General features: G+C 67.3%; 7 protein-coding genes. 2 read left to right on the forward strand and 5 right to left on the reverse strand.

From position 1 onward, the window contains the following. Positions 1 to 27 precede the first annotated feature (27 nt). Positions 28 to 11,331, reverse strand: a complete 11,304-nt coding sequence (locus tag ACQP1T_RS21505; protein ID WP_433754838.1) for an SDR family NAD(P)-dependent oxidoreductase — start codon at positions 11,329 to 11,331, stop codon at positions 28 to 30. Positions 11,332 to 11,588: 257 nt separating this feature from the next. Beyond that, the gene (locus ACQP1T_RS21510; protein WP_433754839.1) at positions 11,589 to 14,090 is read right to left on the reverse strand and encodes an FtsX-like permease family protein; all 2,502 of its coding nucleotides are present in this window, start codon (positions 14,088 to 14,090) and stop codon (positions 11,589 to 11,591) included. 169 nt (positions 14,091 to 14,259) lie between these two features. Here ACQP1T_RS21510 and ACQP1T_RS21515 point away from each other — a divergent pair, with 169 nt between their 5' ends. Beyond that, positions 14,260 to 14,802, forward strand: a complete 543-nt coding sequence (locus tag ACQP1T_RS21515; RefSeq protein WP_433754840.1) for a YaeQ family protein — start codon at positions 14,260 to 14,262, stop codon at positions 14,800 to 14,802. A gap of 10 nt (positions 14,803 to 14,812) precedes the next feature. Here the strand turns inward: ACQP1T_RS21515 and ACQP1T_RS21520 are convergent, their stop codons facing one another. Next, positions 14,813 to 15,139, reverse strand: coding sequence for a hypothetical protein (locus tag ACQP1T_RS21520; protein WP_062990969.1), 327 nt, complete (start codon positions 15,137 to 15,139; stop codon positions 14,813 to 14,815). A 257-nt stretch (positions 15,140 to 15,396) separates the two neighbouring features. On the opposite strand from ACQP1T_RS21520, the gene ACQP1T_RS21525 reads away from it, so the two are divergent. Next, entirely contained in the window at positions 15,397 to 15,732 is a 336-nt protein-coding gene (locus ACQP1T_RS21525; RefSeq protein ID WP_040691372.1) for an RNA polymerase-binding protein RbpA, read from the forward strand. Positions 15,733 to 16,076: 344 nt separating this feature from the next. On the opposite strand, the gene ACQP1T_RS21530 is transcribed toward ACQP1T_RS21525, so the two are convergent. Both ACQP1T_RS21530 and ACQP1T_RS21535 read right to left on the reverse strand, forming a co-directional pair. Continuing rightward, positions 16,077 to 16,859 (reverse strand): ABC transporter permease, encoded by a 783-nt coding sequence (locus tag ACQP1T_RS21530; RefSeq protein ID WP_433762297.1) that lies wholly within the window; start codon positions 16,857 to 16,859, stop codon positions 16,077 to 16,079. Positions 16,860 to 16,942: 83 nt separating this feature from the next. After that, complete coding sequence (locus ACQP1T_RS21535; RefSeq protein ID WP_433754841.1) at positions 16,943 to 17,929, reverse strand: ATP-binding cassette domain-containing protein; 987 nt, start codon at positions 17,927 to 17,929, stop codon at positions 16,943 to 16,945. Between the last annotated feature and the right edge of the window lie 255 nt (positions 17,930 to 18,184).

An 18,184-nucleotide genomic window follows, 5' to 3' on the forward strand; every position in this document is an offset into this window, starting at 1 on the left:
TTCCCTTTCCCACTGCGTGCGCGCCGGTCATGACTTGCCGAACTCGCGTCGGATCATGTCGACCAGTTCGTCCGCACTCGCCGACCGCAGATCGTCGTCGTCCGGGGGTTTCGGCCGCCCGCGCGCAGCGATTTCCCCGACCAGCGCCTCCAACCGAGCCGACACCTCGCTCAGGACATCGTCGTCGGGCTCGAGCTGTGCCAGCGACGCCTCCAAACGCGTCAGCTCGCGCATCACCCCTTCCGACCGCGCACCGACTACCTGCCGGTGTAGGTACTGCGCGAGCGCGGTGGGCGTCGGATGGTCGTAGACCGCGGTTGCCGGAAGTTGCAGCCCGGTCACGGATTTGACGCGGTTGCGAAGTTCGACCGATGTCAGCGAATCGAATCCGAGGTCGCGGAATTTCGCGACCGAATCGATTCGGTCGGACCGTCCATGCCCGAGCACGATTGCGATCTGTGTCCGGACGGTCTCCAACAATCGCTTGGCCTGTGCGTCGGCGGTGAGCCCGGCAAGGTCCAATGGAGCGGGCGCGAGGGATTCGTGCGCCGCGACTGGGCGGCCGCCGACGATGTCACCGAGAATCGGCGCCACGCGCGCGGCGTCGCGGAGTGCGGCCCGATCGAAGTCGGCCGCGACCACGACAGGATCGGCCTGTGCCACAGCGGCATCGAACAAAGCCAGCCCCGCCTCGGTGGACAATGGCCGCACACCGTCGCGTCCGATGCGGGCGGTATCGGCGGTGTCGAGGGTGCCACCCATACCAGCCTCGGCGGCCCACAGGCCCCAATCGATCGACACCGCCGCCAGCCCCGAGCGCTGCCGCAACGCCGCCAGCTCGTCCAGAAAAGCATTCGCCGCCGCGTAATTCGCCTGTCCGGGCGAACCGAGCACACCGGCGACCGAGGAGAACAGCACGAACCACGCCAAATCCAGGTCACGCGTCAACTCGTGCAGATGCCACGCGGCATCGACCTTCGGCGCCAACACATTTCGGAATCGCTTCGGATTCAGTGCACCGAGTACACCGTCGTCGAGCACGCCTGCCGTGTGAACCAGTGCGGTCAGCGGGTGCTCACGCGGTACCTGCGCCAACAACTGCTGGCACGAATCGCGGTCGGCGACATCGCATTCCACAATGCGCACTTGCGCGCCTAGCTCGGTCAATTCGGCCTGTACCAGTTGCGCGCCTGGTGCCGCCCGGCCGCGGCGGCTGGCCAGCACCAGATGGCGCACTCCGTGTTCGGTCACCAGATGCCGTGCCAACAGCGCACCCAAACCACCCGTACCACCGGTGATCAGCACCGTCCCATCCGGATCCGGACGCCGCGGCACCCTCAGCACGATCTTTCCCACATGACGCGCCTGCCCGAAATAACGGAACGCCTCACGCGCCAGTCGCACATCCCACGCCGAAACCGGCAATGGGACCAGGCCACCCTTGTCGAAGAGCTCGGCTAGCTCCCCGAGCATCCGCGCAATTTGATCGGCGTCAACTCGAGTCAGATCGATCGCCTCATAACGCACACCAGGGAAAATGTTATTTATCGTGTGCGGGTCGCGGATATCGGTCTTACCCATCTCCACAAACCAGCCACCACGCGGCAGCAACCGCAGTCCTGCATCAACGAATTCGCCTGCCAGCGAATCCAACACAACATCCATCCCGACACCGCCGGTCGCAGTCAAAAAACGCTGCTCGAAATCGGTTGTCCGCGAATCGGCGATCCGATCAGCATCGACACCCAGGCCCTGAACTGTCGCCCACTTGCCACGACTCGCCGTCGCGTACACCTCGAGCCCCAAATGCCGCGCCAAAGCCACCGCCGCCATACCCACCCCACCAGCAGCAGCATGAACCAACAACCGCTGCCCCGCCCGAACCTGGGCCACCTCCACCAACGCCAACCACACCGTCAAATACACCGTCGGCACACCAGCAGCCTCGCTGAACGACCAGCCCGACGGGATACGCGTCAGCAGCCGACGATCCGTGACCACCACCGACCCACCCGCGGGCGCAAGCCCCATCACGGCATCGCCGACCCGAAGATCCGACACCCCCACACCGACCTCGACCACGACACCGGCCACATCCGACACCAACCCCGCCCCATCAGCGACCACCCCCAGACATACCAACACATCCCGGAAATTCACCCCCATCGCCCGAACCGCAACCCGCACCATCCCGGTGTCGAGTACTGGGCCGGGCTCCGAAAGCCCCACTACTCCAACGCCATCCAGTACACCGCTATTCGTGACCGCCAGCTGCCAGTCCCCCTCCGGCAGCACCAGTGCCTCGGTTTCGGCGGCGGCCAGCCGCGGAACGAAGACCGCACCATCGCGAACAGACAGTTCCGGCTCGCCCAGCACCGACAGGTGCGCGAAATCGACACCTTGCGCAGCACCGTCCAGGTCCACCACCGTGATCCGGCCCGGCTCCTCCGCTTGCGCGGACCGCAGCAGGCCTCGCACCGCGCTTCCGGGCAGACCGCGCGTGAGCAGGACCAGTTGCGAGTGGCCGAACCGTTCGTCGGCGACGACCCGCTGCACGAGCCGCAATACGTCGTCGAGCAAGGCGTGCACCTCGGCCACGACATCGGCAACGCCCACCGTGGCAACGCATTCGACAGCAAGAACGGCAGGAAGGTCCGCTGTGTCCGCGACGAGCGCAAGCGCGTCCGCCAGACTCAGGACGGGCACAGTGCTCTCGTCGCGATCCGGCACCGCTATCCAACGGAGCGCCTGCAGGCCCGATGGCTGACGCACCACGTTGTGCGTCAGCTGCGCGAGCGGGACGGGCCGCGCGACCAAGCGGCGCACCGAGAGCACCGCACGGCCCGACGCATCGAATGCCTCGAATCTTCCTGCGTCACTGCCGGTCACAGCGATCCGGGCCCGCAACTGCCTGGCGCCCGTGGCGAGCAGCGCCACGTCCTCCCACGCGAACGGCAACTGTACTTCGCCGTCGGACGGTGTCTCGTCCGAGCCGAGCACCCGCGCGTGCACGACCGCGTCGAGCATTGCCGGATGGATGCCGAATCCGGCGACATCGACCGAATCAGGCAGCGCGATATCGGCGTACAGTGCGTCGTCGTGCCGCCAAAGGCGGTGCACACCAGCGAATGCGGCGCCGTACCGATATCCGGCCGCAGCAAGCCGCGCGTAGCCCGCGCGAACATCCACCTCGGTCGACCCCGGCGGTGGCCAGGCACCCGACTCGAAACCGGCCACGACCGGCGGGCGGGCAGCCATCGCCCCCTCGGCGTGCAGAACCCATTCGGCATCGGAGCGGTCCGGTCGCGAGTACACCGAGACGGACCGCTCGCGCAGCACCACCTGTACCGCGACCCCAGCGCCATGCGACAGCACCACAGGTGCCTGCAGTGTCAACTCCGCGAGCTGCCCGTACCCGGCTTCGTCGCCCGCGCGAATCACCAACTCCACCAGAGCCGCACCGGGCAAGATGATCGAGTCGCCGATCACGTGATCGGCCAGCCATGGTTGCGCCGCCACCGACAGTCGACCGGCGAAGACCCGATCGCCGCCCGGAACACCGGCCATGGTGCGCAGGATCGGGTGGTCCACCTCGGTGAGTCCCAGGCTGCCGACGTCACCGAATGCCTCGGACGAGGTGAGCCAATAGTGCTGCCGTTGAAACGGATACGTCGGTAAATCCACCCGACGCGCACCGGTCCCGGCATAGAACTCAGCCCAGTCGACTTCGACACCGGCGCAATGCGCTTCGGCGACCGCACGGATGAGAGTTTCGACCTGGCCGCGCCCGCGACGCTGAGTCGCGACCACCGCCTCGGCATCGATCAACCCCGCCAGCACCGCATCCGGACCCACCTCGACGAACCGAGTACCACCCGCCTGCCGCAGCGCGGCGACACCGTCGGCGAACCGGACCGGTTCACGCACCTGCCGCACCCAATACCCCGGATCCGCCAACAAGTCCGACTCGAGTCGGCCGGTCACATTCGCGGCGATCAGAATCTCCGGTGAACGCCACGCCAGTTCCGCACACACCGAGGCGAATTCACCGAGCATCGGCTCCATCAACACCGAATGGAATGCGTGACTCACCGTCAGACGACGGGTGCGCCGATCGGCCCAGCGTTTTTCGAGTTCGGCGATGCCCGCCTCCGGACCCGACACCACCACCGACCCTGGTCCGTTGATCGCCGCGACCGAAACCCCATCCGGCAAGTCACCGACCTCGCCTGAGTTGCCGGCCGCGTCGATTTCGTCGTATTTCTCGACCGCATCGATCTCGACCGCCAGCATCGCCCCACTCACAGGGAGCTCCGCCATCAACCGGCCACGAGCACCCACCAAACGCACCGCATCCTCGAGCGACAACACCCCGGCCACATGCGCGGCGGTGATCTCACCGATCGAATGCCCGATCACCACATCCGGTACCACACCCCACGATTCGAGCAGTCGCGTCAGTGCGACCTCGATGGCGAAGATGCCCAACTGTGTGTTGTCAGTGCGATCCACATCAGTGTCGGGCGCGAAAAGCCATGCCGGATCACAGATCTCACGCACCGTCTCCGCGAACACCGGGAACGCGTCGAACAACTCGCGTCCCATCCCCGCGTACTGCGCCCCCTGTCCGGGGAACACGAAAACCGTCTTACCCCCGACCACCCGTCGTGGTGTCACAGCATCCAGTTCGGATCGATCCAGCACCGCCGCCCGCCACGGCAAATGCGCACGCGTCGTAGCCAACGAAAACCCCACATCCAACGCTGAAATCTCCCCCAACGCCGATAGTCGATCCGCCTGTGCCACAACAGCTTCAGCAGAACGCCCAGAGATCAACCACGGCACCGCCGCCAACCCCGCACCAGCCCGCAGCGACAATCCGGTAGCCGCTTGCGGCGGCCCCCACGCGGTCCCCGCTTGCGACACCGTCCCGACCGCCGCTTCCGGCAACGGCCACTCCGCGGGAGCTTCCTCCACGATCACATGCGCGTTCGTCCCACTGATCCCGAACGACGACACCCCTGCCCGCCGCGGCCGCCCCACCGACACCCACGACCGAGCCTCAGTCAATAGTTCAATTCGACCCGAAGCCCAATCCACATGCGAACTCGGCACATCCACATGCAACGTCGCAGGCATCACCCCACGCCGCATCGCCTCCACCACCTTGACCACCCCGGCCACACCCGCAGCCGCCTGAGTGTGGCCCATGTTCGACTTGATCGACCCCAACCACACCGGCTCGTCTCGACCCTGACCGTAGGTCGCCAGCAACGCCTGCGCCTCGATCGGATCACCCAACCGCGTACCGGTCCCGTGCCCCTCCACCACGTCTACATCAGCAGCCGTCAGCCCAGCACTCGCCAACGCCGCCCGAATCACCCGCTCCTGCGACGGACCATTCGGCGCCGTCAAACCATTCGACGCACCATCCTGATTCACCGCACTCCCACGAACCACCCCCAAAACCCGATGACCATTAGCCCGAGCATCCGAAAGACGCTCCAACACAACAACACCCGCCCCCTCACCCCAGGACACGCCATCGGCCGAATCCGCGAACGACTTACACCGACCATCCCGCGCCAAACCACGCTGACGCGAAAACTCCACGAACACAGCCGGTGTGCCCATCACCGTCACCCCACCGACCAGGGCCAGACCGCATTCCCCCATACGCAACGCCGCACACGCCTGGTGCATGGCGACGAGCGAGGACGAACATGCCGTGTCCACCGAAACCGCCGGACCGAGCAGCCCCAGCGAGTACGCGACTCTACCGGTCACCAGCGATCCGGCCGGCGTGGGCGCTCCGTAGTCGTGGTACATCACGCCCGCGAACACGCCGGTATCGCTGCCCCGCAACGACAGCGGATCAATCCCCGCGTCCTCGAGCGCCTCCCACGCCACCTCGAGCAGTATGCGCTGCTGCGGGTCCGTCGCCAGTGCCTCGCGCGGGCTGATTCCGAAGAATGCGGCATCGAAATCACCAGCGTCGTATAGGAATCCACCGGCGCGGGTATAGGACTTGCCCTGAGCGTCCGGATCGGGATCGTACAAGTTCTCAGCCCAACCGCGATCGGTGGGGAACTCACCGATCACGTCGCGTCCGTCGGCGACCACCTGCCACAGGTCTTCCCGAGATCCGACGCCGCCGGGATAGCGACATCCCACACCGACGATGGCGACCGGCTCCGCCAGCTGGACGGAGCGCACCGCATCGGTGTGGACCGGCTCGGCGGCGCCGCCGAGCCGTTCGAGCAGGTGCTCGGCAAGGGCGGTGGGGGTCGGGTAGTCGAAGATTACCGCCGCGGGCAGCGTCAGCCCGATCGTCTCCTTCAGACGGTTGCGGACCTCGAGCGCTGTCAGCGAGTCGAACCCGAGGTCGCGGAAGTTCCGGTCGGGATCGACGCTGTCCGGACCTCGGTGTCCGAGCACCGTCGCGGCCTCGGCGCGGACGAGCTCGAGTATCGACGAAAGCTGCTCTCCCGCAGCACCCTTCGTATGCATCGGGTGACGGTAGGATTGCGCTGCGGGCCGTCGGGCGGGCGCGATGGCCTGCCAGATCGGTAGTCGATCCTGGCTGGTCCGCGTATCGAGCACGGCGGCAACTACCTCGGGGCGGCCTGAGCCGATCGCGGCATCGAACAGTGCCAGTCCGTCGCGCTGCGACATCGGCATGAATCCGAGACGCTGGATGCGCGCGGTGTCACTCGCGCCGAGCGTGGCCGTCATGCCCTGATCGGCGGTCCACGGTCCCCAGGCGATCGAAGTCGCCACCGAACCGGCCGTGTGGCGATGCCGGGCGAGGGCATCGAGAAACCCGTTCGCCGCAGCGTAATTCGCTTGTCCGGGTGAACCGACAACACCCGCCGCCGAGGAGAACAGCACGAACAGGCGTAAGTCGCCGGTGAGCGTGTGCAGGTGCCAGGCTCCATCGACCTTCGGCCGCAGCACACGATCCAGCTGGTCCGGTCCGAGTGAATCGAGCACACCATCGGCGAGCACACCGGCGGCGTGCACGACACCGATCAACGGCACGTCGGCGGGTATCGATGCCAAGACCTCAGCGGCGGCGGCGCGGTCGGCGACATCACATGCGACGATCCGCGTGTCGGCCCCGGCCTCGGTCAGTTCGGCCTGTAGTGCTCCCGCACCCGGCGTCGCCGCACCGCCGCGACTCACCAGCAGCAGGTGTCGGACGCCGTACTCCCGCACCAGGTGTCGCGCGAGGACCGCACCCAGACCGCCGGTGCCGCCGGTGATGAGCACGGTCCCCGTCGTCAGGTCCGGCGACAACCGCGCGGTCGGTGCGGCGGTGCGGGCGAGCCGCGGGACGTACACTGTCGCGCCGCGTAGTACGAGCTGTGGTTCTTTCGAAGCCGCGGCCACAGCGACGATCTCGGCGAGGTCCGCGGCGGCGGTGTCGACGAGTGTGACTCGGCCAGGCTCTTCCGCCTGCACCGACCGCACGAACCCCCAGACCGCGGCCGCGGCGAGGTCGACCGTCTCGGTGTCGGCGACGGACACGGCACCATGGGTCAGCACAACCAGGTGGCTCTCGCCGAAGCGCTGGTTGCCAAGGAAGTGTTGCAGGACAGCCAATATCGTGCGCGTTGTCGCGTGAACGGCCGCGACAGTGTCGGCGTCGGCCGTTCGAAGATCCGCGACGACCAGGGCCGGTAGCACGCCGTCGCCGAGCCGCTCCCACTCGGCGAACGACACCGGCGTCGCGGATACCTGCCTCGGCTGCCATTCGACGCCGAGCAGTGCCGCCCGAGGTGGCGCGATGCGTTCTGTCGGTGCGGGCAAGGCCGTGAACTCGCCGATCGACAGCACCGCATTACCCTGCGGATCCGCGATCTGCACTCCCATAGCGCCATTCGCCGTCGGCGCGATGCGCGCGCGCACCGCGGCCGCACCGGACGCATGCAGCGTCACGCGTTCCCACCCGAACGGCAACAGCACGGCACCATCGGCCGGACGTGTCACCAAATGCGCGTGCAGAACCGCGTCGAGCAGAGCCGGGTGTAATCCGTATCGACCCGCATCCGCCGCATCCGGCAGTGCCGCCTCGGCGAACAGTTCATCGCCGCGCTGCCACAGTGCGGTCAAGCCGCGAAAAGCGTTGCCGTAGCGGTACCCGTCGGCGTCGAGCCGATCGTACGCGCCGGTCAGATCAACCTGATCCGCGTCTGTGGGTGGCCATGCGAACGGTTCCACCGCTGCGGTGCGGTCGCCGGGTACGAGCGCACCCTGTGCATGCAGGGTCCAGTCGTCGACCGACTTGTCGGCCCGCGCGTAGACCGACACGGGCCGATCACCGGATTCACTTGTGCCACCGACGATCACGTGGACGATCACGCCACCATCGTCGGGCAGGTGCAGTGGTGCGATGAGCGACAGCTCGCGGATGGTCGGGCAACCCACCTCGTCACCGGCCCGGACGGCCAGTTCGACGAACACGGTTCCGGCGAGCATGACATGATCGCCGATCCGATGGTCGACCAACCACGGCTGCGTCGCAATCGACAGCTGCCCGGTCATTATCACGCCGCCCGAATCCGGGTTCGCCACCAGCGCATTCACCAACGGATGACCGGTGGCGCGCAGTCCGGCCGGTGTCTCGTCGGACGGGCCTGGCACCGCCCAATAGCGTTCGCGCGCAAAGGCATACGGCGGCAGCGGCACAACACGCGCACCCCGGCCGTCGAGCACCGCAGTCCAGTGCACCCCGGCACCGCTGCCCGCCAACGCCGCCACGGCCACGACCGTTGTGGCGACATCGCCGCGATCCTTGCGCAGCATCGGCACCGACACCACATCGCCCGAGCGCACCGAATCCGCCATCAAGGCGGCCAATCCGCCGTCGGGTCCCGGTATCAGGAATCGAACAGCTCCGGCGTCCTCGAGCGCGCGCACCGCGTCGGCGAATGCCACCGGCTCACGCACCTGCCGAACCCAGTAGTCCGCCGTCGCCCAATCCCGATCCGGCGTCGCGGCGGACATGGTGGTGACGACCGGGATCGACGGTGCCGCGTACCCGATGCCGCGGGCGATCACCGCGAACTCGTCGAGCATCGGTTCGACGAGCGCCGAATGGAATGCGTGCGACACCCGCAGCCGATTCACCTTGTGCCCGCGCCGTTCCAGTTCCAGGACCACGTCGTCGACCGACGTCGCCGCCCCGGACACCACGATCGACCTCGGCCCATTGATCGCCGCGATCTCGACGCCGGGAACCAGCGCCGACCCGACCTCGGCCACGGTCGCCTGCACCGCGACCATCGCACCGCCGTCCGGCAGCGCCGCCATCAACCGCCCGCGCGCCGACACCAGCCGAGCGGCATCGGCGAGGTCGAACACACCGGCGACGTGGGCGGCCGCGATCTCCCCGATCGAATGACCGGCGACGAAATCCGCACGCACGCCCCAGGATTCGACCAGCCGATATGCCGCCACACCGACCGCGAACAGCGCCGACTGCGCGAAATCGGTGCGGTTCAACAGGTTCGGATCCTCGCCCCACAGCACATCGCGGATCGGCTGCGCCAGCGCGGCCTCCACCGCGTCGAATGCCGCCGCGAACGCGGGAAACGTCGCGTACAGTTCGCGTCCCATGCCGAGGTACTGGGCGCCTTGGCCCGGGAAGACGAATGCCGTCTTACCCGCGACCGCGCCCGCCGGCGACCGTTGTTCGGCGATCGCGTCGAGTCCCTCGAGCAGCTCGGCGCGGTCGGCTCCCACCACGACAGCCGTACGCTCGTGGCTCGATCGGTTCGCGAGCGACCACGCGATGTCGAGGACAGACATGTCCTGCCGCGCCCGCACCCAATCCCGCAGCCGCGCGGCCTGCCGCGCGAGCCCGGCCGAATCCCGCGCCGCGACTACCCACGGCAACACCGGCAATGCGGCACTATCGGTGTCCCGCGCCGCCGATGGCGCCGCCTCCTCGAGGATGAGATGCGCGTTCGTGCCGCTGATGCCGAACGACGAAACCGCCGCACGCCGCGGCCGGTCACCAGCCGGCCACGGCCTGGCTTCGACGGCCAATTCCACCGCGCCGGTTGACCAGTCGATCTGCGGACTCGGCGCGTCGATGTGCAGCGATTTCGGCACCACACGATGGCGCATCGCCTGGATCATCTTGATCACGCCCGCGACACCGGCCGCCGCCTGGGTGTGCCCGATATTCGATTTGAGCGACCCGAGGATCAGCGCGGGGCTGGATCCGCGATCCTGACCGTAGGTGGCCAGCACCGCGTGCGCCTCGATCGGATCACCGAGCGGTGTCCCGGTCCCGTGTGCCTCGACGACATCGACATCGCGCGCCGCAATACCTGCCGCGTCCAGTGCCGCCCGGATGACCTGCTGCTGGGAGAGACCGTTCGGCGCGGTCAGCCCGTTGCTCGCGCCGTCGTGGTTGATCGCACTGCCGCGAATTACCGCGTGCACGGTGCGCCCGTCGCGCTGGGCGTCCGAGAGCCGTTGCAGCAGCAGCACGCCGGCGCCCTCGGACCACGCGACCCCATCGGCGGCGGCCGCGAACGACTTGCTCCGCCCGTCGGCGGCGAGCCCGCGCTGGCGCGAGAAGTACTGGAACATCCCGGGTGTCGCCATCACAGTCACACCACCGGCGAGCGCGGTCTCACACTCTCGCGACCGCAGCGATTGGCACGCCTCGTGCAGTGCCACCAACGATGACGAGCACGCGGTGTCGATGGACAGCGCCGGGCCGCGCAAACCGAGGTGGTAGGCGATACGGCCGGATACGACACTGATCGTGTTCCCGGTCAGCCAGTGGCCCTCGATCTGCGGCCATGCGTCGGTATCGAGCAGGCGCGCCGCATAGTCGTTCGCGCTCGCCCCGGCGAAAACACCGGTTCGGCTACCACGCAGCGCCCTCGGATCGATGCCGGCGTGCTCGATCGCCTCCCATGAGGTTTCCAGCAACACCCGCTGCTGCGGGTCCATCGCCAGCGCCTCGCGCGGTGAGATGCCGAAGAATGCCGCGTCGAATTCGGCCGCGCCGTCGAGGAAACCGGCCTCGCGCGCGTAACTCCGTCCCGGCGCATCCGGATCGGCGTCGAACAGGTCGGCCAGCTCCCAGCCGCGGTCGCGCGGGAACGGGCCGATCGCATCATGCTCGGTGGCGACGAGATCCCACAGCTCAGCAGATGTGCTGACCCCGCCAGGAAAGCGGCAGGCCATTCCGATGACCGCGATCGGCTCGGAGCGCTCCGCCCGCAGGCGGCTCAACTCGCTGCGTGTTTCGCGCGCTTCCGCAAGCGTGCGCTTCAGATACTCCCTGAGCTTTTCTTCGTTCGACATGATGCCGTCGGCCAGTCATCGGAGGCGGCGGAGGACGGTCAGCGATCCGAGATGACGCAGAATGATCGACCTCCATTGGCCCGGGCGGCACCGGTTGAATCGACGTTGCCAGAGACACCGCGCCCGCATCGTAACCCAGACGCCAGGAACACATCGGCAAACCAGCGCTGGGAACACAGCGGCACCGGTCGACTACGAACTCGATTGCGGCGATACCGCTTTCGATCGAACTTTCCCGAAGTTATACATGTCAGGCATCATTCGACGTCGACCGCGTCAATGATGTTGAGCCGCGCCGCGTGCAGGGCGGGCGGAACCGCCCCGGCCAGGCACAACAACAAAGCCCCGAGCCCGAAGACCACAGTCGCCGGAGTGAGCCCGAAGGCGATGTCCAGCCCGAGAACATGTGTGAACGCAAGTGTATTCACATATTGGTTCGCCACGCCGATCACCAGCCCACAGATACCGCCGACCACGCCGATCGCCGCCGCCTCCGCGAGCACCATGCGCATCATGAAGCGCCGTGACGATCCGATCGCTCGGAGGACGCCGAGTTCGCGGCGGCGTTCCAGCACCGACAGCATCAACGTATTGACAAGGGCGACCGCGGCGACGAATACGACGATCCAGGTGATGGCACTGATCAGCACGGTTGCCTGCTGCAGGCTCGCGGTCGTCCCGGCGAGCTCCTGCTGCCCGGAGTACACATGCACCGATGTCGGCACGGCCGCGCCGATCGCACGCTGCACCGCCGCCCGGTCCGCGCCCGGTCGCACGGTCACCTCGAGCAACGTCGAGCCGGGCCGGTCGAACCACTGCCGCAGCTGCGGCAGGCTCATGCCGACGAATCCGGTCAATGCGGAGAAATAGGGAAACACCTCGAGCACCTCGACGTGCTGAAAACCGTGCGGCGTCGGGATCGTCAGATCGTCGCCGGCGCGTACGCCGAGCGTCCGCGCGATATCGCGCGACACCACCACACCCGCACCGGCCAACACCCCCGCGCGCGCCGAAGCACTCAGGGACTCGAAGAGCGGATGCCGCGTTCCCACCGCAAGACCCTGCACGATCACCTTCGACCCTTTGATCGACGCGTAGGCCATCTGTCCCGGCACGACACCGGCGACACCGGGCAACGCGGCGATGGTCTGCTCGATTCCGTTGGGCAGCAGCGGTCCGGTCGGAAACACCTCGTTCGACGTCGGCTGGACCCACACGTCCACCGCCGCCGCCGGGCGGAAGGCGTCGACGGCCGAATCGATCCCGTTCTTGTTCGATCCGGTGATCGACACCGTCATCGCCACCGCGATCAGCACCGATATCACGGTGACCCAGACCCGCCGCGGCGCACGCTCGATGGTGGCCGCCGCGAGTGCGCCCGGAGCGCCGAAAAACCTGGCGACCGCGACGGTCGCCGCGACCAGCTGATCGAAGCATGCGAAGCAGACGAAAACGGCGCCGTCGAGAAACAGCGCCACCGCGCCGATCGACCAGAGACCGAGATCAATTGTGGCGGCGGCAATCGACACAGCGATAGACCCCACGCCTGCGACGGCGGCGACGATCCGCACCGGCAGGTGGATCCGGTCCGCCGACGAGACGCCGACCGGCGCGAGCGCTTCGATCGGCGCCACCTTGTACACCTGCCGCGCCGCGACGGCCGCCGCACCGACGCACGAGACCACGCAGGCGGTGAGCACCAGCGGCACGGTGAAGCCGGGCAGGACGTACCCGATCCGGACCTGCAAGGACTGGACGAGGGCAGCGGGTAGCAGACCGATCGTCCAGCGGCTCATGAGGATTCCGATGCCGCTGCCGAGTACGCCGCCGATGGCGCCGAGCACCGCGGCTTCGGCGAGCAGGTCGCGCACGATGACCTGCTTGCGGCCGCCGATGGCGCGCAGCGTCGAGATGACGTTGCGGCGCTGATTGATCGCCATACTCATCGCGTTGTAGATAAGGAATCCCGCGACGACGAGGCCGAGTGCGGCGGCCATCAGGGTCGTCGACCGCAGCACCGCGATGACACCGCCGGCCTGCGCGGCACGGAAGTTCGGGTCGGCCACCACCGCCCGCCCGGCGACCACATTGTCGACCGCGGACCGCACCACACCGATGTCGGAACCGGGCGCGGCGACCAGCAATATCGAGTCGATCGTTCCGGTGCGGCCGGTGATGCGCTGTGCCAGACCGAGCGTCGCCATGATGAAGTGGCCGTCGTTGAGCCCCGCCGCCGCAGGTCCGTCGATAACCGCCGCGACGGTGACGGCGGTTTCGTCCACCTCGAATGTTTCGCCCTCGGACCGACCGGTGCCGGGCCCGACGAGCACGCCGTTGGGCACCGTGAGCAGCTTCGTGCCGCCACCGGTCTGCGCGGAGACGGCCCGTTGCAGATCGCTGTGCAGGGACGCGGCCGATACCGGATCAATCCCGATGAGCAGGGTACGGGTGTCCGCGGACCCGACGTCGGCGCGGATCATCGGCACGGCGGCGGCCACCCCTGGCACCCGCGCGATCTCCGATTGCAGCGCCTGGCCGAACCCGGCGTCGGTCACGCCGGACACCTCGAGCGCCGCATTTCCGGCGAGATCGGCGCCGAGACGGTTCACCGACTCCGTGATAGACCCCGAGATCCCGAACACCGCCACGAGCAACGCGGCCGAGACCGCGAACACCGCGACCGACATGGTCGTTCGGCTGAGGTGCACGAATAATTCACGAATGTTGAACAGCCGCAGCCGATCCAGCGCCGCGAACATTACAGATACTTACCGACGATATTCGTCACCGCGACGGACAGCGGCACTGCACATCCGACGACATCCACAGCTGGCGGCATAGCTCGGAGCATGCCACAGCCGATGCCGGAGCGGTTCGTGGATCGCGTCCAGCCCGTGCCGTAGACCACACCGCTAAGCTCCTGCTGTTATGGCCCTCAGCGCGACACTGCACAACTTCGCCGTCCAACTCGCCGACGTCGACCGTGGCGTCTATCAGGAGTTGGAGTTGCGGGTTGCGCGCCACCCGTCCGAAACCGCCGAGTTCATGCTGACCCGGCTGCTGGCCTATTGCCTCGAGTACGAGGAGGGCATCACCTTCAGCGACGGCGGGGTTTCGTCCACCGACGAGCCCGCGGTGCTGGTGCGCGATCTCACCGGACGGCTCACCGCCTGGATCGAGGTCGGCGCGCCCGATGCCGATCGGGTACACCGCGGCAGCAAATCGGCTGAACGCGTTGCCGTCTACACCCATCGCGACCCGGCCAAAGTGCTCGCACAGCTCACCGGCAAGCGGATCCACCGCGCCGAAGCGATTCCGCTGTACAGCTTCGATCGCGAATTCATCGATACCGCCGTCGCCGCGATCGAACGCCGCAACACGGTCACGGTATCGATAACCGAGCGACTGCTGTACCTGGATCTCAACGGAGCGAACCTGAGCACATCGGTCGAAGAGCGCCGACTCGGCTAGCGGTCGGTCCTCACCGCAGCCGTTCCGCCTCGCGCGTGAGGGTCAATAGGGTGGCGCTGAGGGCCTTCAGCTCTTCGGTGTCGGCGCCCTCACCGATGGCGGTGGCCACGTCCTCGGCGGCGCAGCGGGCGGCGAACCAGCGGTCGGCCAGATCGGCCGCCTCCTGCGCGCTCAGTACCACCGAATCCGCCGGAATTCCGGTTCCCTTCAAACTGTTGCGGTGCTCGTAGGCGCGTTGGCGACAGGACTGACGGCAGTACCGGCGACGACGTCCGGCCTCCGATTCGACGATCTCCCGCCCACACCACAGGCAGCAGGACAGCAAGCGGCGCGACATGACGCAGAACCCTAATGGTTGTGGCGACTGAATGGGACTCGCGGCTCGGGTTTATCGGCGCGGCGCGGGCGTGGCGGAGTGTGGGCGGGACACCGACTACAATGGAACGGTTCGCCGGTACGCCGATGGGGAACTATTGGCGCAGGCACGATCGTTATACCTAAGGTCCAGCGAGCGTCACGCGTTCATCCGGCAGTGACCGATGAGGGACGCGGTCGCAGCGCAACAAGACTCGAGCACACAGGGAGAGGCACACCATGGCAGATCGCGTACTCCGGGGCAGTCGGCTCGGAGCGGTGAGCTACGAAACCGATCGCGACCACGACCTGGCCCCGCGTCGGATTGCTCGGTACCGGACCGATAACGGCGAGGAGTTCGACGTCCCGTTCGCCGACGACGCCGAGATCCCCCCGACCTGGCTCTGCCGCAATGGCCAGGAGGGCACCCTCATGGAGGGCACCACCCAGGAGACCAAGAAGGTCAAGCCGCCGCGCACGCACTGGGACATGCTGCTGGAGCGTCGCAGTAAGGAAGAGCTGGAGGAGCTGCTCAAGGAGCGGCTGGACCTGCTGAAGACGCGGCGTCGGGTTTAGGTTCCGTCAGAGGCCGCTTGCACCAACTGGTGCGGGCGGCCTTTCTCGTACCCGAACCCGGATAACTCCCGGCGTTGCGACTGGAACGCGACCGACGTGCCCGCCCCCGCTGTCTCGATGGCAAAGGCAGTCCTGGATCTGCGTTGACATCGGCGGCGACAATTTCCACCCGACCAACCAGCGACGCGTCCGCGATGCCGTATCAAGCGAACAGCCCCTTTGTGGCAGCTGCGCCACCCGGGCAGCTGCCACAAGGGGCTGTTGACTAGGCCACCGACCGACGCGCCCGAGGCCGAATAACGGCAGCGGGCGAGCCGCCATGACGGTGAATCGCTACGCGAGTACTACTTACTGGCCACCTTCCGGTAGCGCAGCAGCGCCAACGGCACGACCACAACCAGGATGGCGAAGGAACACGCCACCGCGTAGACGATGCAGTGGTCGGCGGGCCATCCGGTCGGGGTGCCGAAGGCGGGTGGCGCGCCATTGTCGAAAAGCTTCCGACCGGCGGCGGAAACCGCAGTGATGGGATTCCATTCGGCGACGGTGCGCAGCGGGCCGGGCAGCGATTCCGCGGAGATGAACGCCGAGGAAATGAAGGTCAGCGGGAACAGCCAGATCAGGCCCGCGCTCTGGGCGACTTCGACGGTGGGTGAGACCAGACCGGTGAACGCCCCGACCCAGGACATCGCGAAAGCGAACAGCAGAATTATCGCGAAAGCCAGTACGGCATCGGCGATCCCGCCGTTGATGCGCCAGCCGACGACATAGCCGCAGCCGACCATGACGGCCAAGCTCAGGATATTCACCACCAGATCCGAGAGCGTGCGCCCCATCAGCACCGCCAGCCGCGACATCGGCAGCGTTCGCATGCGATCGATGATGCCCTTCTCCAGATCGCCGGCCAGGCCGACGGTGGTGAAGGCGGCGTTGAAAGCGACTGTCTGGGTGAAGATTCCGGCGAGCAGGAATTCGCGATATTGGCCGCCGCCGAGTGAGGCGCCGAAGATGTAGGCGAACAGGAACACGAACATCAGCGGCTGGATCGTCGCGGTCACCAGCAGGGTCGGGACCCGCAGGATGGTCAGCAGATTCCGGTACGCCACGATGGCGCTGTCGCGGATGATCCGCACGTGCGGCTGCCGAATCTCCTGCGGCGATTCGGTTGTCGCGGTCGGTTCGGCTTCGGCGCGCGCGACTGCGGTGCTCATCAAGACAAGATCTCCTCTTGTACATCGTCGATTTCCGGCTCGAGTTCGCCCGCCGTGGTGCCGGTGAGGGACAGGAATACATCGTCGAGAGTTGGCCGGTGCACGCCGGCGTCGACCACGCACACTCCGGCGTCGTCGAGCCTGCGCAGCGCCTCGACCATGGTGCGGGAGCCGTCGGCGACCACGATGGAGACTTCGTCGGCGCCCAGATCGTGGGTCGGCTCACCGATGCCGACCTGCGCGAGGACCGTCAGCGCGGGCAGCACGTCCTGGCCGGGGGCCAGTGTGACGGTGAGCCGGTCGCCGCCGATGGAGGTCTTCAACTCGTCGGCCGAGCCCTTGGCGATGACCCGCCCGCGATCGATGACCGTGATGCGATCGGCGAGCTGGTCGGCCTCTTCCAGATACTGGGTGGTGAGCAGCACCGTGGTGCCGTCGTCGACGAGATCACCGATGACGCGCCACATATCGAGACGGCCACGCGGATCGAGCCCGGTGGTGGGCTCGTCGAGCACCACCACCGCGGGCCGCGCCACCAATGCACCGGCCAGGTCGAGTCGCCGCGCCATACCGCCGGAATAGGTACCCGCGCGCCGATGTGCGGCATGGTCCAGGCCGAAGGAGCTCAGCAACTCCGCCGCGCGAGATGTGGCCTGCCGCTGCGACATTCCGTACAGCCGCGCCACCATGCGCAGATTCTCGTATCCGGTCAGGTTGGCATCGACTGCCGCGTACTGACCGGACAGCCCGATACGCCGTCGCGCGGCCGCCGGGTCGCGCAAGACGTCGATGCCCGCCACCCGCACCGATCCGGCACACGGCCGCAGCAGGGTGGTCACGATGCGCACGGTCGTCGTTTTGCCCGCGCCATTGGGCCCGAGTAGCGCCATCACCGTGCCCGCCGGGATCTGTAGGTCGACCTCGTCCAGCACCCGCGTCCGGCCGTAAGTCTTGACCAGGCCGTGCACCTCGACCGCGAGACTCACGACACAACCTGCCGAGCCCTCGCCCCCGGCGCCCGCACTCTCGCCGCACCTGCTCCCGATTGCGCACGGTCTTTCATTTCACCGCATTCGCTCACGGCTGCACCTCGCTGACACTCGCTCACGATTCGCTCCTACTCCGCCCCTCGGCACCGACGTCCCGGCCCGCGCGGTCATCCGCGATATCTCGCGTGAATCCGCCTCGCTGACACCAGGTTTCGTCGATGCGTACGGGTGCTGTGTGGATGGACTGTTCGA

This window comes from Nocardia sp. CA-135398 (genome assembly GCF_050955845.1).
Lineage (GTDB): Bacteria > Actinomycetota > Actinomycetes > Mycobacteriales > Mycobacteriaceae > Nocardia.